The 19,032-nt window shown below is 67.9% G+C and carries 18 protein-coding genes; 8 read left to right on the top strand and 10 right to left on the bottom strand.

What is annotated here, in order from left to right:
* Together QM621_RS10360 and grpE are read right to left on the bottom strand one after the other, a co-directional pair.
* A partial coding sequence (locus QM621_RS10360; RefSeq protein WP_414990301.1) for an Hsp70 family protein occupies positions 1-871 on the bottom strand: 871 nt, incomplete at its 3' end.
* A 3-nt stretch (positions 872-874) separates the two neighbouring features.
* The gene (gene grpE, locus QM621_RS10355; RefSeq protein ID WP_414990300.1) at positions 875-1,705 is read right to left on the bottom strand and encodes a nucleotide exchange factor GrpE; all 831 of its coding nucleotides are present in this window, start codon (positions 1,703-1,705) and stop codon (positions 875-877) included.
* A 268-nt stretch (positions 1,706-1,973) separates the two neighbouring features.
* On the opposite strand from grpE, the gene QM621_RS10350 reads away from it, so the two are divergent.
* Positions 1,974-3,491: a type IV secretory system conjugative DNA transfer family protein gene (locus QM621_RS10350; protein ID WP_414990299.1), complete on the top strand. Its 1,518-nt coding sequence runs from the start codon at positions 1,974-1,976 to the stop codon at positions 3,489-3,491.
* A gap of 1,160 nt (positions 3,492-4,651) precedes the next feature.
* Here QM621_RS10350 and QM621_RS10345 read toward each other — a convergent pair.
* The 4 genes from QM621_RS10345 to rplM form a co-directional block, all read right to left on the bottom strand.
* Positions 4,652-4,909 (bottom strand): hypothetical protein, encoded by a 258-nt coding sequence (locus tag QM621_RS10345; protein WP_414990298.1) that lies wholly within the window; start codon positions 4,907-4,909, stop codon positions 4,652-4,654.
* Between the two features lie 530 nt (positions 4,910-5,439).
* The gene (gene glmM, locus QM621_RS10340) at positions 5,440-6,789 is read right to left on the bottom strand and encodes a phosphoglucosamine mutase (protein WP_414990297.1); all 1,350 of its coding nucleotides are present in this window, start codon (positions 6,787-6,789) and stop codon (positions 5,440-5,442) included.
* A 7-nt stretch (positions 6,790-6,796) separates the two neighbouring features.
* Positions 6,797-7,282 (bottom strand): 30S ribosomal protein S9, encoded by a 486-nt coding sequence (gene rpsI, locus QM621_RS10335; protein WP_414990296.1) that lies wholly within the window; start codon positions 7,280-7,282, stop codon positions 6,797-6,799.
* Between the two features lie 20 nt (positions 7,283-7,302).
* Positions 7,303-7,746 carry a 50S ribosomal protein L13 gene (gene rplM, locus QM621_RS10330; protein ID WP_414990295.1) on the bottom strand — a complete coding sequence of 148 codons (444 nt, stop codon included), beginning with the start codon at positions 7,744-7,746 and terminating at the stop codon, positions 7,303-7,305.
* 200 nt (positions 7,747-7,946) lie between these two features.
* Between rplM and QM621_RS10325 the strand changes: the two genes are divergently transcribed.
* From QM621_RS10325 to QM621_RS10315, 3 genes are all read left to right on the top strand, one after another.
* Positions 7,947-8,168 (top strand): addiction module protein, encoded by a 222-nt coding sequence (locus QM621_RS10325; protein WP_414990294.1) that lies wholly within the window; start codon positions 7,947-7,949, stop codon positions 8,166-8,168.
* Positions 8,165-8,509: a type II toxin-antitoxin system RelE/ParE family toxin gene (locus tag QM621_RS10320; protein WP_414990293.1), complete on the top strand. Its 345-nt coding sequence runs from the start codon at positions 8,165-8,167 to the stop codon at positions 8,507-8,509. Before QM621_RS10325 ends, QM621_RS10320 begins: the two co-directional genes overlap by 4 nt.
* A gap of 183 nt (positions 8,510-8,692) precedes the next feature.
* A complete protein-coding gene (locus QM621_RS10315; RefSeq protein WP_414990292.1) occupies positions 8,693-9,988 on the top strand; it encodes a citrate synthase in 1,296 nt (431 codons plus the stop codon).
* Between the two features lie 265 nt (positions 9,989-10,253).
* Here QM621_RS10315 and meaB read toward each other — a convergent pair whose 3' ends face one another.
* Complete coding sequence (gene meaB, locus QM621_RS10310) at positions 10,254-11,225, bottom strand: methylmalonyl Co-A mutase-associated GTPase MeaB (protein ID WP_414990291.1); 972 nt, start codon at positions 11,223-11,225, stop codon at positions 10,254-10,256.
* A gap of 43 nt (positions 11,226-11,268) precedes the next feature.
* On the bottom strand, positions 11,269-11,607 hold the full coding sequence (locus tag QM621_RS10305) for a DUF3592 domain-containing protein (protein WP_414990302.1): 339 nt from the start codon (positions 11,605-11,607) through the stop codon (positions 11,269-11,271).
* Between the two features lie 200 nt (positions 11,608-11,807).
* Between QM621_RS10305 and QM621_RS10300 the strand changes: the two genes are divergently transcribed.
* The 4 genes from QM621_RS10300 to QM621_RS10285 all read left to right on the top strand — a co-directional run bounded on the left by QM621_RS10300 (position 11,808) and on the right by QM621_RS10285 (position 14,541).
* Positions 11,808-12,176 carry a PadR family transcriptional regulator gene (locus QM621_RS10300; protein ID WP_414990290.1) on the top strand — a complete coding sequence of 123 codons (369 nt, stop codon included), beginning with the start codon at positions 11,808-11,810 and terminating at the stop codon, positions 12,174-12,176.
* Positions 12,173-13,516: a permease prefix domain 1-containing protein gene (locus QM621_RS10295; RefSeq protein ID WP_414990289.1), complete on the top strand. Its 1,344-nt coding sequence runs from the start codon at positions 12,173-12,175 to the stop codon at positions 13,514-13,516. The genes QM621_RS10300 and QM621_RS10295 overlap by 4 nt, the downstream gene beginning before the upstream one ends.
* 73 nt (positions 13,517-13,589) lie before the next feature.
* On the top strand, positions 13,590-13,772 hold the full coding sequence (locus QM621_RS10290) for a hypothetical protein (RefSeq protein ID WP_414990288.1): 183 nt from the start codon (positions 13,590-13,592) through the stop codon (positions 13,770-13,772).
* Positions 13,765-14,541, top strand: a complete 777-nt coding sequence (locus QM621_RS10285) for a hypothetical protein (RefSeq protein WP_414990287.1) — start codon at positions 13,765-13,767, stop codon at positions 14,539-14,541. The genes QM621_RS10290 and QM621_RS10285 overlap by 8 nt, the downstream gene beginning before the upstream one ends.
* Positions 14,542-14,954: 413 nt before the next feature.
* Here the strand turns inward: QM621_RS10285 and scpA are convergent, their stop codons facing one another.
* Together scpA and QM621_RS10275 are read right to left on the bottom strand one after the other, a co-directional pair.
* Entirely contained in the window at positions 14,955-17,138 is a 2,184-nt protein-coding gene (gene scpA / locus QM621_RS10280) for a methylmalonyl-CoA mutase (RefSeq protein WP_414990286.1), read from the bottom strand.
* Positions 17,135-18,961, bottom strand: coding sequence for a methylmalonyl-CoA mutase family protein (locus tag QM621_RS10275; protein WP_414990285.1), 1,827 nt, complete (start codon positions 18,959-18,961; stop codon positions 17,135-17,137). Before QM621_RS10275 ends, scpA begins: the two co-directional genes overlap by 4 nt.
* Positions 18,962-19,032 lie beyond the last annotated feature (71 nt).

Genomic DNA, 19,032 nt, shown 5'->3' with positions numbered 1-19,032 from the left:
GCGCCGTGTCCAGGGTCTGCGTCAACAGATGCCGCGTCGCCTCCTCGAAATCGGCCCGCGTGACACTGACCTGCTCGTCTTTGTCCTGATAGCGGCAGCGCACCTTCACCTCGCCGCGCCGCGTCAACCGGATCTTGGTGTCCTCCGCCTGACTCAACAGCTCGACCTCGAAGTCCGGATCGCTCATCGGATCCTCGTCACCGAGACCAGCCTGCGTCACGAACTTCTCCACGATCAACTCCGCCAGCGCCTGGTCCCAATCCGCGCCACCCAACGACCGGTTCCCATCAATCGCGACGACGTCGACCTTGCCTGGACCGACCGTCATGACCGTCGTGTCGAAAGTACCGCCACCCAGGTCGTAGACCATCACGGTCTCCTCCTGCTCACCTCGGACACCCACCGACAGCGCCGCGGCGACCGGCTCGGTCACGATCCCGACGACCTCCAAGCCCGCGATCTCGCCAGCCTGCTTGGTGGCCTCCTTCTCTCGCACGCCGAAGTACGCCGGCACCGTGATGACGACCTTGCTGACATTGCCTCCCTGCTCGGAGTTCGCAGTTCTGACCAACTCGGACAGGGTCAGCGCAGAGATACTCTCCGGAGTGAACGACTTACCCCAGAACTCCAACTCATAGTCGTCACCCATACGGCGCTTGATCAACGAACAAGTGTTGTCCGGCTCGGTCAGCTGCGACCGCTTCGCCTCCGCGCCGACCACGACGTTGCTCTCGTCCTCGAAGAAGACCACCGACGGCGTCGTCTCATCGCCCTCGAAGTTCTTCATCACCTCCGGCTGGTCGAGGTCGTTGATGTGGGCGATCGCTGAATAGGTCGTTCCCAGATCGATGCCATAGACCTTCTCGCTCATGCTTCAGACTCCTTCAGTGGGTGGGGTATCGGTGGCACCGACGACGGGCGGCTCATAGACGTACGCACGGACCCGAGCGGGCAGGAGCACTCGCTCGGCACCGATGTAGGCGAATCCCTGACGGATCACCTTCTGGATCCGGCGATCGAGCGTCGGATCCTCCGTCGCGACTTTCTGCACGACGTGGTGCTGACGCGGGTTGACCTCGAGATTCACGGTCGCGCCGACCGATTCGATGTCGAGATCGTCGAGCGCCTGCTCCAACTGATGTACGAAGTCGGCGAAGTCCCGTTCGGAACGGGCCTCCTCCCGGACTCGGGCATCCTCACCAGCCTGACGGGCCAACTCGTGGAGGCCCGCAAGCTTGGTGATGACGGGTTTGAGCAGCTCCCGCACCTGATCACCCTGCAACTTCTCGATGCGCGACTGGGCGGTACGAATGTTCTCCTCGTACCGTTCGGCTCGCGTGTGGAAACGACCAACCTGCGCGCCAAAGCCGTCGACCGTCTCCTGCAACGAGCGCACCGTGTCACTCAGCTCCATGAAAGCCTCCGACTCGACGAACGATGAGGCAGCCGCAGGCTGGTCGACCTCGACCTGGTCCGGCCTCGACTCCCGCTCCGACGTCTCCTCGTCCAGTAGCCCGTCCTCGAGGATCACAGTCCCGTCCGACGTCCCAGTGGCGTCGTCGCCGTCCGGATCCCCGGGATCGGGTCGCGACGGCGGCACAGACCGCTGACCTGCCGACTGCGGCGGAGGCGGAACCATCGGTTTCACCACTGGCCGATGCAAGCCTTCGTCTTCCTGATCGTAAAAATCGTCGCCCTGACTCACACGGGCCTCCTTGAGGACCATCAACACACCTGACCTCTGGAACATAACGGAAGAAGACTCCGCAGCGCAGCACTTCCTTGTCCCCATTTTCGGTGACAGGCAACCTCTTGACCCGCCACCCGTGAGCGGTTAGCTTGACCCCGTCGCCAAGGTTCCTGAGGCTGATGCGAGACGGCAGGCGCCACCAACCGTTCTCCACAACGCCCGCCTGCGGGACTGCCGCGAGGATCGCCACATCCACGAACCCACGTCGTAGTAAGGGAGCACCATGGGCATCGGCTGGAAGGTGACACGAGGCGTTTTCGCGGCGAGCAACTCCATCGGAAAACAAATGTCCAACTCCGCCGCCACAAGCGCCGCGATACGCAAGGCCAACCGCGGCCAACGAGCTGTCAAACGTGGCTTCATCGGCCCCTGGGACGAGGTGCCCGCCAACGCTCAGGACTTTCTTGACTACTCGGGCGTCGCCACCCCCGAAGACTTAGACATCCCCCCGTGGGCATTCCCCCTCGGCCGCTACGTCCTACCCAAAGCCACCATGTTCGGCGGTGGCTTCCCCTCCAAGAACGAGATAGGCCTCTCCCCGGAACTCGCCAACCGCCACACCGTGGTCTACGCGCCAGCCGGCAGCGGCAAGACAGCCTCGGTGATCGTGCCGTGGATCTACGAGGCCATGGAGCAAGGATATCTCGTCGTCGCCCTCGACCTCAAAGGAAACGGCGACCTTCTCTCCCAAGTACGGCAATACGCCGCGGCCAAGAAACCGTTGCCCGACGTGGCCATCACCAACTTCGACTACACCGATCCGCGCGAGTCGGTGACGTGGAACTGGATTCGCGACCTCAAAGACGACGAGGCCGCGACCGAGGCCGCGACCGAGGCGCTAGTGGGCCGCAAGCGCGACAACGACCCGAACAAGGAATTCCATCTGCGTGACATGAAGTGGATGCGTGGCCTCCTGGAATACGCCAGTTCCAGCGGCCACAGTTGGACCGTCGGCTCACTGCTGCGGCTGCTCGACGACCAGCCACGCTTCGCCCGCTACATCACCAATGCCGCCCCGGAACGGGCCCGCAGCCGCCTCGCCGACCTCGTTTACGACGCCGACTACTACACCAAAGTCCAGTTCGTGAGCACTTACCTAGAAATGCTCAACACCCCGGGATTCAACAGAGTCACCTCACGACGTGGGCTGCGCATGAAGAACACCGGTGATGAACCAGGACTGCTCATGGTGACCGCCCCCCTTGCGGACGGCAAGATGTCCGAGGCGGTTTCAGGACTCTTCCTCTCACAGTTCCTCACCACACAGCTGCACAAGTTCAACACAAGTTCGCGACCAGTCCTGCTCGTCCTCGACGAGGCTCCCCGCCTGCAAGAACGCCTCAACCTCCCGAAACTCATGGCGACTTCACGGAGTTCCGGTTTGAGCGCGCTACTCGCCCTGCAAGAGATTGAGGATTTCAAGAAAGACGACCGAGAGACGATCCTGTCGAACTGTGTCACGCATATCCTGCTGCCCGGAGCTGGCGCCGAGACCACCGGTTACTTCGGCAAGCGTCTGGGAAGCCGTCAGGTTTCCCGCAAGACACAGTCGCTCAACTATTCGCGCCAAAGTGGGCCGACCTTCCAGACCGGAGTACAGATGAACGAGGTTCCCGTGCTCGGGCGCACTGAAATGATGTCGCCACCCGGCGGATCCCACCACGCGCTCGTGCATTGCCACGAGTTGTCGCACAAACCGATTCTCGTCGACTTGACCCGCTACGATCTGCTCGACGGCTGACCCGCTGCGACGTTAGCGCCCCCGCTCCCGCTCCCGCTCCCGCTGAGCCTGCACTGTCTGACGAGTGGCGTTCTGACCGACCTTACGGACCGCCTCCTTACGCGCCGCCTCTTGACTGGCGACGATTCCGCTACGCCCCAGCGCACGATCACGTGACTCATTCCGCTGAGCGACGATCCTAGGCCGTTCGACGGGTTCACTCCCTCTATCCAAGTTGCGTTCAGGGGAACGCCCCCTCTGCTCACCAGCCATGTCTGCCTCCTTCTCCGACACAAATAATTAATGAGATTCATTCTCATGAATTTTAAATAAGACACCCCTCTTTCTAACAAGATCCGTCGCACCCGGCAACCCTCACTTTCGGTGACACCGAAACCTATTCATCTCCGCCCCAACCCTGCTACGTTCACAGAAATCACCCCTTCCCATTCGAGGAGAGACCATGTCAAAGATCGCCAAGTGCCGCCGCTGTTCGTCCGATGTCTACAAGTGCACCAGCTGCAACGGCCAGACGGCCAGAAGCTTCCTGGGCGACCGTCTGACCTGCACCCGATGCAACAACAGCGGTGGCCTCTGCCCCCAGCACGACGGCCACTGGCAGTGAGTGACCGGCGGCGTCGACACAAGGTCGACGCCGCCGCTCTGCGGGTCAAGTCCCTAGTCGAAGGATCACACGATGCCCACGCCTAAGCCAGCCGCCAAACGCTGACGCGCATGCCGGAACGCCACTACTCGACCTTCTGGCAGATCGGACGAGTGCAACTCTCACCGCGCTACCAAACGCACGTTGAAGTCGAGGTCGAGACCTCCCCACCCGCGCCGCCGACAGCTAAGCGCTGAACGGACGCACCGTTGACGTGCCGGGAACTTCCCATCACGCCGACTCGACGCGACCATTACGAGATTCTCCCAGGCTTCCACTCCGAACCCACCGGTTCCCAAGACGGGGTCGCGGCGAGTCCAGCGTCCGATAGCAAAGGCTCTCGGCGAAGCGGCTCCGCGCCGAACACGACGCGGTGATGGATGGGACCTACTACTACGACGCCGACGCACCACCACATTTCGACGATGCACCGGCACTTGTCCGTCCACACCAGAAACGCCCCGGCGTCTATCGACTGAAGCAGTTTCCCCACTTTCATGGGGAGCCGAGAGCGACGTCAGAGCAGGTGGAGGTCCGCGGAGGTGATGACGCCGGTGGAGACGACGTGGTCGACCAGGTGTTGGCGACGGTAGGTCTGGGGTTTGCCCGCGACGCCGCGCAAGCCGGGGACGCCACGCGCGGCGAACGCCTCGCACACGGAGTCGAGCATGCGCTGATAGGCGTAGACGGTCCAGCCGAGCGCGCGGGCGGCGTCGGCGTTGCTGGGCACGTCGACCACCGACCCAGGACGACGCAAGAGCCCTTCGGCCAGCACGACGAGCAGTGGCGCTGCGCCGGGGTCAAGGCCGCTCGGGCCGCGTCGGACGCCGAGTCCGTGGGGACGGACTCCTCGAACACCGGGTCGCAGGCCCGGACGACCGCCTCGTGCTCGGCCCCCGCCCACCTGATCGACACCACCGTCTCGGGCAGGACCACCGGCACAGGCCGCGACGGCGACACGGCAGACCGGAGCTGCCCCCGGTCGCCGCTGACCACGACACGCGCCGCCGGCTCCAGCGCCCCCAGCCACCACAGGCCGTCGCGTCGCCGGAGCTCGACCACCGGCCGTCCGCCGTCAGGCTCCTCGCCCCACTCGACCAGTCCGAGCGCGCCGCCGTCGCCGACGGTGAGCGCATGGTCGTCGACGACCACGAGCGTGACGCCCTGGAGCGTCACTTTCAGGCCCGACATGCGTCCTCCTCCGTCCGTCGTCTCACCTCAGATCATTCTTCCGAGAGCGCGACACGAACGCGAGCGCCTCTTGTCCTCATTTCTGAGGACAAGAGGCGCTGAGAAGGGGGAAATTCAGAGGGCGAGGTGGGCGCGCACGACGTCGGCGAGCTGGTCGGCGACCTGGGCCGCCTCCTCCTGCGTGGGAGCCTCGACCATGACACGGACCAACGGCTCGGTGCCGGACGGGCGCAGCAGCACCCGGCCGGTTCCGGCGAGCGCGGCGGTCGCGGCGACGACCGCGCCCTGCACCGCCGGGTCGGTGTCGGCGCGCGCCTTGTCGACGTTCGGCACGTTCACCAGGACCTGCGGCAGCCGGGTCATCACCGACGCGAGGTCGGCCAGCGAACGACCCGTGGCGACCATGCGCGCGGCCAGCAGCAACGCGGCCAGCACGCCGTCGCCGGTGGTGGCGTGCTCGGCGACGATCACGTGGCCGGACTGCTCCCCGCCGAGCGAGAAGCCCCCGGCGCGCATCGCCTCCAGGACGTAGCGGTCGCCGACGGCGGTCTGCACCGCCGTCAGTCCCGCAGCCTCCATCGCCTGGACGAAGCCGAGGTTGCTCATCTGCGTCACGACGACCGTGTCGGCACGCAGCGAGCCGGACTCCTTGAGCGCCAGCGCCAGGACCGCGAGGATCTGGTCGCCGTCGACCTCGCGCCCTGCGGCGTCGACGGCCAGGCAGCGGTCGGCGTCGCCGTCGAAGGCGAACCCGGCGGCCGCGCCGTGCTCGACCACCGCGGCCTGCAGGCCCGCCAGATGGGTCGAGCCGCAGCCGTCGTTGATGTTCAGGCCGTCGGGCTCGGCGTTGATCGTGACGACCTCCGCGCCGAGCACGGCGAAGACCCGCAGAGCCGACTCGTAGGCGGCGCCGTGCGCGCAGTCGAGCACGACCTTCAGCCCGTCCAGACCGGCGGGCGAGGCGGCGACGAGGTGGTCGACATAAGCCGACAGCTCGTCGTGGGCGTCGCCGACCCGGCCGACCTCGGCGCCGGTGGGACGCTCCCACGGCTCGCCGAGGCGCGCCTCGATCTGCCGTTCGACGGCGTCGTCGAGCTTGAGCCCGCCGCGCGCCAGGAACTTGATCCCGTTGTCGGGCATCGGGTTGTGGCTCGCCGAGATCATGACGCCCAGGTCGGCGCCGAGGCGCTCGGTCAGATAGGCGCAGCCCGGCGTCGGAACCACGCCGAGCCGCAGCACGTCGACGCCCGCCGAGGCGAGGCCCGCCACGACCGCTGCCTCCAGGAACTCCCCGGAGGCACGCGTGTCGCGAGCGACGACGGCCGTGGGACGGCCCGGAGCCGAGAACTCGCCCCGCTCGCCCAGCACGTGGGCGGCGGCGACCGCCAGATCGACGGCCAGCTCGGCGGTCAGATCGCGATTGGCCAGACCCCGCACGCCGTCGGTTCCGAAGATCCGACCCACGAGTCGATCAGCGCTTGCTGTACTGAGGCGCCTTGCGGGCCTTCTTGAGGCCGGCCTTCTTGCGCTCCTTGACGCGCGCGTCGCGCGTGAGCAGGCCGGCGCGCTTGAGCACCGGACGGTTGGCCTCCTCGTCGACGCCGTTCAGCGCGCGGGCGACGCCGAGACGCAGCGCGCCGGCCTGGCCGGTCATGCCGCCGCCGTCGACGCGGGCGATGACGTCGTAGCTGTCCAGCTGGCCGGTGGCCGCGAGGGCCTCCTTGGCGATCTGCTGGTGCAGCTTGTTGGGGAGGTACTCCTCCAGCGGCTTGCCGTTGACGGTCCAGACGCCGGTGCCGGGCACCACGCGGACGCGGGCGACGGCCTCCTTGCGGCGGCCCGTCGCGTTGCCGGGGGCCACGACGGCCGGACGGTCGGTCGCCGAGGCGGCGATGCCGGCGGACTCGGAGGTGTAGGCGACGCCGCTCTGGGTGTCGTCGAGGGTGCTCTGGGCCACGGTGCTCTGCTTCCTAATGCTCACTGAGAGATCTGCGTGATCTCGAACGGCTGGGGCTTCTGCGCTTCATGCGGATGGCTCGGGCCCGTGTAGACCTTCAGCTTCGAGATCTGGGCACGGCCGAGACGGTTCTTCGGGAGCATGCCGCGGACCGACTTCTCGATCGCCTTGCGGGCGTCCTTCTCGAGCAGGTCGCCGTAGGCGATCTGCTTGAGGCCGCCCGGGTAGCCGCTGTGGCGGTAGACCTGCTTGTCGGTGCGCTTGGCGCCCGAGAGGGCGACCTTCTCGGCGTTGACGATGACGACGAAGTCGCCGCCGTCCACGTGCGGCGCGTAGGTCGGCTTGTGCTTGCCCCGCAGCAGCGTGGCCGCCTCGACGGCGAGACGGCCCAGGACGACGTCCTCGGCATCGATGACGTGCCAGCGACGGTCGATGTCAGCAGGCTTGGGGCTGTACGTGCGCACGGCGTGACCCTTTTTCTCGAAGAAGTTGACAGACTCGGAGCGGGCTCCGAGAGAAATTCCACAGCGCCCGGGCGAACGGCTCGCGGGCACAACGACTCACAAGACTAACCAGACACGGCCCGTTGGTCAAAACGAGGGGGCGAACTCCACCTCGACTCATCACTTCCACGCCGCGCGTGAGCGCGGGTAGACTTCCGAACATGACCACGGCCGAACTGTTGAAGCAGGCGCGCAAACTCCCGCGCGAAGAACAGTTGCGGCTCGCCCACGACCTCTACATCGAAGCCGACGGCCCCTACGAGGATGGCGCCGAGGTGGAGTCCGCATGGGCTTCTGAGATCGGCCAGCGCCTCCGAGGAATCGTCGATGGCAGCGAGCCGGGCGTCCCTCACGATGAAGTGATGAAGCGCTTCAGCCGATGAACCCTGAGCCACGATGGCACACGGAGGCCATCGGCGATCTTGATGACGGCTACCAGTGGCACGAGGAACGCCAACCCGGCTTGGGTAGTGATCTCGCCGCAGAGTTGGACGTTCTCATCAAGCAGGCAATGGCGAGCCCGCTCCAACAGAAGCAGTACGAACACCCGAAACTCCCCGCCGGATGGCGGGTGCGCAAGATCCAACTGAGACGGTTCTCCGAGTACGGGCTGATCTACACGGTCGTCGAAAACACCTTCTGGGTCGTCGCTGTCGCACATGCGAAGCGACGGCCAGGCTTCTGGATCGACCGAATGAAGGCCTTCGTCCGACAGCAGCCCTGAGGTGTGAGCGAGTCCTACGAGCGAGCCTTGAAGGGACAGGGAGCGCAACGCGCCGACCGCGCCGCCAGATCGTCTCGCCCCCCGCGCGAACCCACAGATGCGCGCGGGGGCGAGGACGGGCTAGGTTTGCCTGCAGCGAGCGTCACACCCCGGCGCCACCGTGTACGTCACAGGAGACCCATCGTGACCGGAAAAGACACCCTGACCGTCCGCGACAACCGCACCGGCGAGGAGTACGAGGTCGAGATCACCGACGGGGCCGTGCGCGCCACGGACCTCGGCCGGATCGGCAAGACCGACGACTCCCCCGGCCTCAGCCTCTACGACCCGGGCTTCACCAACACCGCCTCCACCCGCAGCGCCGTCACCTACATCGACGGCGAGAAGGGCGTCTTGGAGTACCGCGGCTACCCGATCGAGCAGCTGGCCGAGCACTCCACCTATCTCGAGGTCGCCTACCTGCTGATCCACGGCGAACTGCCCACGAAGGAGCAGCACGACCAGTGGGTGCACGACATCACCTTCCACACCTTCGTGCATGAGAACCTCAAGGACCTCATGCAGAGCTTCCGCTACGACGCGCACCCGATGGGCCAGCTGCTGTCGAGCGTGGGCGCGCTGTCGACCTTCTACCCGGAGGCGACCAACGTGAAGGACCCCGACGTCCGCATGGCCCAGATCGTCCGGCTGATCGCGAAGATGCCGACGCTGGGCGCCTGGTCGTTCCGGCACGCGCAGGGCAAGCCCTACGTCTACCCGAACAACGAGCTGAGCTACACCGAGAACTTCCTCTCGATGCTGTTCAAGATGAGCGAGCTGAAGTACGACGCCGACCCCCGCCTGGTCAAGGCGCTGGAGGTCCTGTTCATCCTGCACGCCGACCACGAGCAGAACTGCTCGACGAACGCGGTCCGTTCGGTGGGCTCGTCCCAGGTCGACCCGTACTCGGCGGTCAGCGCCGGCATCGCGGCCCTCTACGGCCCGCTGCACGGCGGCGCCAACGAGGCGGTCCTGCGCATGCTCAAGCGGATCAAGACCAAGGAGAACGTCGCCGACTTCATCGCCGGGGTCAAGCGCGGCGAAGAGCGGCTGATGGGCTTCGGCCACCGCGTCTACAAGAACTACGACCCGCGCGCGAAGATCATCAAGAAGGCCTGCGACGACGTCTTCGAGGTCACCGGCGTCAACCCGCTGCTGGAGGTCGCGCAGGAGCTGGAGAAGATCGCGCTGGAGGACGAGTACTTCGTCAAGCGCAAGCTCTACCCGAACGTCGACTTCTACTCCGGCCTGATCTACGAGGCGCTGGAGTTCCCGCCGGAGATGTTCACGGTGCTGTTCGCGATCCCGCGCACCGCCGGCTGGCTGGCCCAGTGGGTCGAGCTGGTCGACGACCCGGAGCAGAAGATCGCCCGCCCGAAGCAGATCTACACCGGCCCCCGCACGCTCGACTTCACGCCCGCCGCCCAGCGCTGGGCCTGACGTCGGCGGAGCAGTCCGGCTGATCCCGTCGAACGAACGCCGGGCCGACCATCCCCCCGAGATGGTCGGCCCGTGCGGCGCATCACAGAGACTAGTCACACGTAGTCCTTTGTGACTAGTCCGCTGATGAGACCCCTCGACCGGACGGCGAGCGGAACACGGACTGGCCTGAATGAAAAGTGTCCTGACCTGCGACGACGCGCCTCGAAGCCATTCCGCGACATCTCACCCGCCCACTCACCCGCGTCTCACGATGCGGGACGAACTACACGTCGTAGGCGGCGACGATGCGGTCGGCGGCCTCTGCGGCGCCCAATCGGCCGGCCAGAATCTCCTCGCGCACCCGCTCTCGCTCGGCCTTGACGCCGTCGTGTCGGGTCAGCCGGTCCTCCAGCTCCTCGCGCACGAGCGCCCAGGTGAAGTCCAGCTGCTGGCGCGCGCGCTTCTCGGCGAGCCCGCGATGCCCCATGAACTCGCGGTGGCGCAGAATCCGGCTCCACACCGTGTCCAGGCCCGCGCCCTCCAGGCCCGAGCAGGTGAGCACCGGCGGCACCCAGTCCTGCGTGCCCGCGTAGACCAGCCGCAGCGCTCCGGCGAGGTCCTTGGCGGTGATCTCGGCCTCGCGGACCCGCTCGCCGTCGGCCTTGTTGACCGCGATGACGTCGGCGATCTCCAAGATGCCCTTCTTGATGCCCTGCAGCTGGTCGCCGGTGCGGGCGAGGGTGAGGAAGAGGAAGGTGTCGACCATGCCCGCGACGGTGATCTCGGACTGGCCGACGCCGACGGTCTCCACCAGCACGACGTCGAAGCCGGCCGCCTCCAGAATCGTCATCGCCTGGCTCGTGGCCCGCGCGACGCCGCCGAGGGTGCCCGCCGACGGCGAGGGTCGGATGTAGGCGTTCGGGTCGACGGCGAGCCGCGCCATGCGGGTCTTGTCGCCCAGCACCGAGCCGCCCGTGCGCACGCTCGACGGGTCGACCGCCAGCACGCCGACCTTCTTGCCCTGCCCCGTCAGATGGGTGCCGAGCGCCTCGATCGTCGTGGACTTGCCGACCCCGGGGACGCCCGAGACGCCCACGCGCACCGCGCCGCCCGCGTCGGGGGTCAGCTCGGTCAGCAGCTCGCGCGCGGCGACCCGATGGTCGGGACGACGCGACTCGACGAGCGTGATGGCCCGTGAGACGGAGGCGCGCCGACCCGCCCGCACGCCGTCGGCCAAGGCAGTCACGTCGATCACCCGCCCGAGTCTAGGGGTCGGGACCGAGCGGGCCGGACGCCACTCACGAGAAGACGCGCAGCACCAACGCCAGAAAGAGCCACGCCGTCAGGACCAGCACCGACGTGAAGGCCACGCCTCCGCCGATCCGATACCAGGCGCCCGACGTCAGACCGCTCGGCGCCACGGCGAGGTCGAACCGTCGCGGATCGCCCAGGTCGTAGACGACCTCGACCGCCTGACCGACCGCGACCGGCTCGATGGTCGCCCCGGTCAGCGCCCGCGCCTCGACCCGCGCGCCGTCGCGCGCCCTGAACTGGACGACGGGGAAGAACAACGCGACTCCACGTCCATGCCGACGACGAGGCCCTCGACGCGCGACACCCCACGCGCGTAGTCCGATTCCTCTTGTTCGACACGCGCGGCGTGACCGAAGACGGGGATCGCCACGAGCGCGAGCCCCAGCCCGGTCAGCAACAGCGTCATTCCGACGGTCATCACCGCTTCCTCTCCGTCGCCTGCCGTGAGCGCCTAACCCTATCGCTTCCCATACCTAGAGGAACGAGGTATATTACCTAGCAGATCTAGGCATGGAAGGTACTCATGCGCATCGACAAGGACCTCGTGGCCGCCTCGGCCACCCCTCTCGTCCTGGCGATCCTCGCCGAGACCGAGTCGTCCTACGGCTACGCCATCGCCCAGCGCGTCGGCGAGCTGTCCGAGGGGCGCATGGCCTGGACCGACGGCATGCTCTACCCGCTGCTGCACCGGCTCGAACGACTCGGCCACGTCTCCTCGTCCTGGCGGCGCGCCGAGGACACCGGCCGCCGCCGCAAGCACTACACGATCACCGACGCCGGCCGTTCCGCGCTCGCCGAACGACGTCGGCAGTGGCAGGTCGTCGCCGACGTCCTCGACGCCGTGTGGCGCGTCCCCCTCCCCGCTCCCACCCTGACAGGAGTCCGCGCATGAGCCCCCTCGACACCCAGATCGGCCAATGGCGGAGCTATCTCGAACGCCGCCCCGCCGTCACCGCCGGCGACCTCGACGAGTTGGAAGGACATCTGCGCGACCAGATCGACGCGCTCACCGGGGCCGGGCTGAGCGCCGACGAGGCCTTCCTCGTGGCCGTCAAACGCCTCGGCGCCGTCGACGCGATCTCCCGCGAGTTCGCCGTCGAGCACTCCGACCGCCTCTGGCGCCAGCTTGTGCTGCTGCCCGACGAGCCGCGCAGCCAGGCCGTCGTCGACGAGCGGCGGGCCGCGCTGGTCGTCGCGGTCGTGCTGGGCGTCGGCGCCGGGCTGCTGCTGCGCGCGGCGACCCTGTGGCTGCCGGAGGAGGTCGCGTTGCGCAACGCCAGCCTGATCGCGCTGGCCTTCCTCGCGGTCTACTTCATGCACGCGCGCAAAGCGCCTCCGGCGACGATGGCCGTCGTCGCGGCCGGCTTCGGCGGGACCTCGCTGCTGGTCAACCTGTTCCCCTTCGAGCTGGGCGGGGCGACCGAGTTCCTGGTCATCGCGCACACCCCGATCCTTCTGTGGAGCCTGGTGGGCCTGGCGTACGCCGGCTGGCGGTGGCGCGACAGCGCGGCGCGCATGGACGTCGTCCGCTTCACCGGCGAATGGGCCGTCTACTACGTCCTGATCGCGCTCGGGGGCATGCTGCTGCTCGGCCTGACACTCGCGCTGTTCGCCGCCGTCGGCTCCTCCGTGGCCGAGGAGCTGGCGCCGTGGATCGTGCCGATCGGGGCGGCGGGGGCGGTCCTGGTCGGCGCGTGGCTGGTCGAGGCGAAACAGAGCGTCGTCGAGAACATGCTCCCGGTGCTGACGCGACTGTTCACACCGCTCATGGTCGTGGTCCTGCTGGCGGCGCTCGCGGCCTTCGCCACCCATCCGGACCTGATCGGCGTGAACCGGGACCTGCTGGTCGTGATGACGCTGATCCTCATGGTCGTGCTCGCCCTGCTGCTCTACGCGGTCTCCGCCCGCGACCCCCTCGCCCCGCCGGGCCTGTACGACCTGCTGCTGACGGCCGTCGTCGCGCTGGCGCTCGTCGTGGACGCGGCCCTGCTCGTGGCGATGCTGATCCGGATCGCCGAGTTCGGCGCCTCGCCCAACAAGGTCGCGGCGCTGGGCCTCAACATCGTGATCGCGGTCAACCTCGTGTGGTCGGTGGTCCTGTCGTGGCGCTTCCACCGCGGCCGCGCCCCCTTCACGGCGCTGGAGGCCTGGCAGACGCGCTACCTACCCGTCTACGCCGTCTGGGCCGCCGTGGTCATCGCCGTCCTGCCTCCGGTGTTCGGGTTCGCCTGAGATCGAAGCCGGGCAAAACTGTCCGCACCCCGTGAGATGGTGTGTCACGATATGAGGGAATGGAGAAACAATCATGGCCCCACTTCTGACACCTAGCCGAGATGATCTGACCACCGAACGTGACAGCATCCTCGCCACAGTCGGCCTCAGCTACGAGGAGTTAGCAGAGAGGTCCGCGCGCTATCAGCTCGATGCCACGACCGACCGCCTCTTCCGTCGCCTGACCGACATTGCCTATTTGCTCGGCGATGAGTGACGACGCGCCTCTCCCTGGCCTCGACGACCAAGCACGACGATTCGCCACCGACCTCACCACCATGCTCCACACGGTTCTGGGCGATGGGGTACCCGGCTTCATATCGGAGGCTTCTCCGGTCACTGACAAGCCACAACGCCGTGTCATCGTCAAGACCATCGACGACCAAGAGATACCGCTACGAGTGGACGGTGTCGAGGCTCTTCAGCTCATCGCCAAGTTCACCTGCGAGTGGGACCATCAAGACGCTTATCTCGCTGTCCGCACGTCAGAGTTCCATGTCCGTTCCGCTGGCTCCCGCTCGAACGAGCCGCTGTTCCGCTATGAATTCGTCGACGCTATGCAGTCAGTGCTCCCCTCAGCACACCTGCACGTGCACGCTCATCGGGACGAGACGCTCTTCCAGCTCTTCCGCTCCACTACCTCGAAACGCGCCCAGAGCCGAGCCCGCAAGGCACTCGATCATCATCTGACCTCGCCTCGTCTGTCTGACATCCATTTCCCGCTCGGCGGACCTCTCATGCGTCCCGGTTTGGAAGACGTTCTCGGCCTACTCATCACCGAATTCTGTGTCGACACCGTCAAGGGAGCCGAGGAAGCACTGACCCAAGGACGACTTCATTGGCGACGTCAACAAGTCGGCGCCCTCGTCCGCGAGGCGCCTGAGCAAGCGGTCCGAGTGCTCAGGGAGATGGGATACGACGTCCGGTGGCCAGATTCCAAGAACCCGGAGCCGTGCGAGCGCACCGAACGCCTCGCCCGTCCCTGAAGCCTCGTCACCAGGTGTCGATGTAACGACCGTCGGAGAGAAGTCCGGGAGCCTATTCGTCCACGTCGGCGATGATCCAGCGGCGAGTGTCGGCGGCCCAGAGTTGGCGGCTCTGGCACAGCGCTCGTTCACGCTGACGCCCATGAACGCGAGCACGCGCGGCTCGACCAGCAGGTCGACGTTCCCGCGAGCGGCCTGGCCCTCCAAGTACCGCGTCGTGCGCTGGGCCACGTGGTCGCGGATCGACCGGCACAGCTCGCGGATCTCGGGGTCGGACAGTGGCCGCGCCGTAGCCGAGCCGTTCGAAGACCGCGCGGGCCGCGGCGACCAACTGCTGACGTCACCACGTCCCCTCGCGGTCCCTCTCCTCGCGGACCGCCCACGCCTTACCCCTGAGGCCATGGCGTCGCCGGTCAGCCGTCGAGTTGCGCGCGCAGCTTCTCGAGCAGCGACAGGGCCGAGTCGGCGATGACCGTGCCCGGCAGGAACACCTCGGCGGCGCCCATGTCCTTGAGCGTCGGCACGTCGTCGGGCGGGATGACGCCGCCCATGACGACCATGATGTCGCCTCGGCCCTGCTCGGCCAGCGCCTTCTTCAACTCCGGCAGGAGCGTCAGGTGGCCGGCCGCCAGCGAGGACACGCCGACGATGTGCACGTCGGCGTCGATCGCCTGCTGGGCGACCTCCTCGGGGGTGGAGAACAGCGGGCCCACGTCGACGTCGAAGCCCATGTCGGCGAAAGCCGTGACGATGACCTTCTGGCCGCGGTCGTGGCCGTCCTGGCCCATCTTGGCGACGAGGATGCGCGGACGGCGACCCTCGGCCTCCTCGAACTCGGCCGTCGCGTCGATGACGCGCGCGATGTTGCCGCCCTGCCCGGCTTCCGTGCGGTACACACCGGAGATCGTACGGATGACGGCCTGGTGGCGTCCGTAGACCTTCTCCAGCGCGTCGGAGATCTCGCCGACCGTCGCCTTGGCGCGGGCCGCGTCGACCGCGAGCGCCAGCAGGTTGCCGTCGAGCGAGCCGTCGGTGGTCGAGCCGCGCTCGGCCGAGGCGGTCAGCGCGTCGAGGGCGCGGCGCACGTCGTCGGCGTTCCGCTCGGCGCGCAGCCGCTCCAGCTTGGCGACCTGCGCGGCGTAGACGGCCGCGTTGTCGACCTTCAAGACCTCCAGCGGGTCCTCGTCACGCAAACGGTAGGTGTTGACGCCGACGACCGTCTGCTGGCCGGAGTCGATGCGGGCCTGGGTGCGCGCGGCGGACTCCTCCACGCGCATCTTCGGGATGCCCTCCTCGATGGCCTTGGCCATGCCGCCGGCGGCCTCGACCTCCTGGATGTGCGCCCAGGCGCGGTTGGCCAGCTCGCGGGTCAGCTTCTCGACGTAGTACGAGCCGCCCCACGGGTCGATGCTGCGGGTCGTGCCCGACTCCTGCTGCAACAGCAGCTGGGTGTTGCGGGCGATGCGCGCCGAGAAGTCGGTCGGCAGCGCGATGGCCTCGTCGAGCGCGTTGGTGTGCAGGCTCTGCGTGTGGCCCTGGGTGGCCGCCATCGCCTCGATGGCCGTGCGTTGAACGTTGTTGAACACGTCCTGGGCGGTCAGCGACCAGCCCGACGTCTGCGAGTGGGTGCGCAAGCTGAGCGACTTGACGTTCTTCGGGTCGAAGTCCTTCACGAGCCGCGCCCACAGCGCGCGACCGGCGCGCATCTTGGCGATCTCCATGTAGAAGTTCATGCCGATGGCCCAGAAGAAGCTCAAACGCGGCGCGAAGGCGTCGACGTCGAGACCCACGTCGAGGCCGGCCCGGATGTACTCGACGCCGTCGGCCAGCGTGTAGGCCAGCTCCAGGTCGTTCGTGGCCCCGGCCTCCTGGATGTGGTAGCCGGAGATCGAGATCGAGTTGAAGCGCGGCATCTTGGCCGCCGTGTACGCGAAGATGTCGGAGATGATCCGCATCGACGGCGCGGGCGGGTAGATGTAGGTGTTGCGGACCATGAACTCTTTCAGAATGTCGTTCTGAATGGTTCCGGCGAGCTTCTCCGGTCCGACGCCCTGCTCCTCGGCGGCCACGATGTAGAGCGCGAGCACCGGCAGCACCGCGCCGTTCATCGTCATCGACACGCTCATCTCGTCGAGCGGGATGCCGTCGAAGAGCGTGCGGGTGTCGTAGATCGAGTCGATGGCCACGCCCGCCATGCCGACGTCGCCGCGCACGCGCGGGTGGTCGGAGTCGTAGCCGCGGTGAGTCGCGAGGTCGAAGGCGACCGACAGGCCCTTCTGGCCGGCCGCGAGGTTGCGGCGGTAGAAGGCGTTGGACTCCTCGGCGGTCGAGAAGCCCGCGTACTGGCGGATCGTCCACGGCTGGGTCGTGTACATCGCCGGGTAGGGGCCGCGCAGGAACGGAGCCTGGCCCGGGTAGGTGTCGAGCGCGTCGGCGCCGTCGAGGTCGGCGGGCGTGTACAGCTCCTTGACGCCGATGCCCTCAGGGGCCAGCCACGGCTCGGAGCCGCCGACCGCTTGGGCGTAGGCGTCGGCATCGGGGGTGGGCGCCTGCTCGGGATCGAGCGGAAGTCCGGCGAAACTGCTCGGGACGGTCATCGCGCGAGCTCCTCTCGGGTACGGCGCAGGAAGGCCAAGGCGTCGAGACCGGCGAAGGCCTCGTCGACGGGGCCGATGTCGCGCCAAGAATCCGGCACACGTCCAGCGACGATGATGTGACGGGCGCCCGCCTCGCGCAGCGCGGCGACGAGGTCGGCTCCCCACTCGGCGTAGAGGCCGTCGGCTCCGGCGAGGACGGCGACGGGCGAGCCGTCATAGGCCGCGACGACGCTCTCGACGCCGTCGGTGGCTCCGGCGACGGTGACGTCGATGCCGCCCGCCGCGAGCAGGTTGGTGGCGAAGGTGGCGCGCGCGGTGTGCGCGGCGACCGGGCCCATGGTGGCGAGGAAGGCCTTCACAGCGACCGGCTCGTCGCGCATCGCCTCGTACTCGTGGGCGTAGCGGAAGACCTGAGGCGCGCTCGGGTACCGGCGGCGCTCGGGCAGCTCCTCGTACAGGTTCGGGAACTCGCTGACGCCGGTCAGCGGCATCGAGCGCTTGGCGATCTTGGCCGCCCGGGCGGTCGTGATCTGCTCGATCTGCTCGGCGATCCGCTCCCGCGCGGCGAGCACGCCGCCCGCCGCCTCGATCTCGCCGAAGGCCGTCCAGGCGGCGCGGGCGAGGTCGTCGGTGAGCTTCTCGATCACATGCGAGCCGCCGCCCGGGTCGGTGACCTTGGCGACGTGGGACTCGGAGATGAGCAGGCTGGAGGTGTTGCGCGCGATGCGGCGGCTGAACGCCTCCGGCAGGCCCAGCGGCTCGTCGAAGGGCAGCACCGTGACCGCCGTGGCCCCGCCGACGCCGGCCGCGAAGGAGGCGACCGTGGTGCGCAGCATGTTCACGTAGGGGTCGTAGCGGGTCATCATCGGCCGCGAGGTGACGCCGTGCTGACGCTGGCCTCGGTTCTCCTCGGCGACGCCGCTCAGCTCGGCCACCCGCGCCCAGGCGCGGCGGGCGGCGCGGAACTTGGCGATGGTCGGGAACTGCTCGTCGGTCGCGGCGATGCGGAACTCCAGGAGCCCGGCGGCCTCGTCGGCGCTGAACCCGGCCTCGGTCAGCAGCCGCAGGTAGGCCGCGCCCGCCGCCAGCAGGTAGGCGAGCTCTTGGACGTCGGAGGCTCCCTGGTCATGTACGGCCGTGCCGTCGACCACGAGGGCGCGGACGCCCAGCGGCAGCGCGATCTTCGCCGCCTCGACCGCCACGGCGAGGTCGGTCTCACCGGTGCCCCGGATGGCATTGCCAATCGGATCGACGCCGAGGTTCGTGCCAGGATGGGCGGTGATCGCCTTGTCCTCGATGACGGCGGCGAGCGCGCGGGCCGCGCCGAGCGGGTCGTGCGCGTCCTGCACGACGACCGGCGCGAGGTCGAGGAAGACCGGCTCCAGAATCGTCGCGAGCGCGTCGGTCGGCACGCCGTCGGCGCCGACGGTCAGCCACAGCGAGTTGACGCCGTTCTCCAGGTCGCCGAGCACGTCGTCGGCGGTGCGCTGACCGTCGGGATCGGTGAACCAGCCGCGGATGTCCCAGGCGCGGTTCTCCCGCGCGGCCTCCGTGCCCCGGGTGAACGAGCCTTGGCCGGGCAGACCCGGCTCCGGCAGCGACGCGGACGCCGCGGGCGTGCCCAGCGGCGTCACCTCGATGCCGTCGAGCGTGCGAGTGGTGAGCTTGGCCCAGGCCTCGGCGTCGGGAGCGTCGTCGGCGAGCTTGCGGGTCTTGCGCAAGACGGCGGCGGTGGCTTTCTCCCATGCCTCCAGGGTCGGCGTGAGTCCCTCGGCGAGCGGAATCGTCTGCTCGGCGGGGACGGCCGGCGAATCGGCTGACATGAGGGGCATCGTATCGAGACGCCTCACCGGCCCGTTGGCGCGGGCGTCAGGCGCGGCGAGGAAGCCGGCTT

It is taken from the genome of Aeromicrobium sp., from assembly GCF_047606445.1.
Classification (GTDB): domain Bacteria; phylum Actinomycetota; class Actinomycetes; order Propionibacteriales; family Nocardioidaceae; genus Aeromicrobium.
This window is presented reverse-complemented; position numbering and strand designations above follow the sequence as displayed.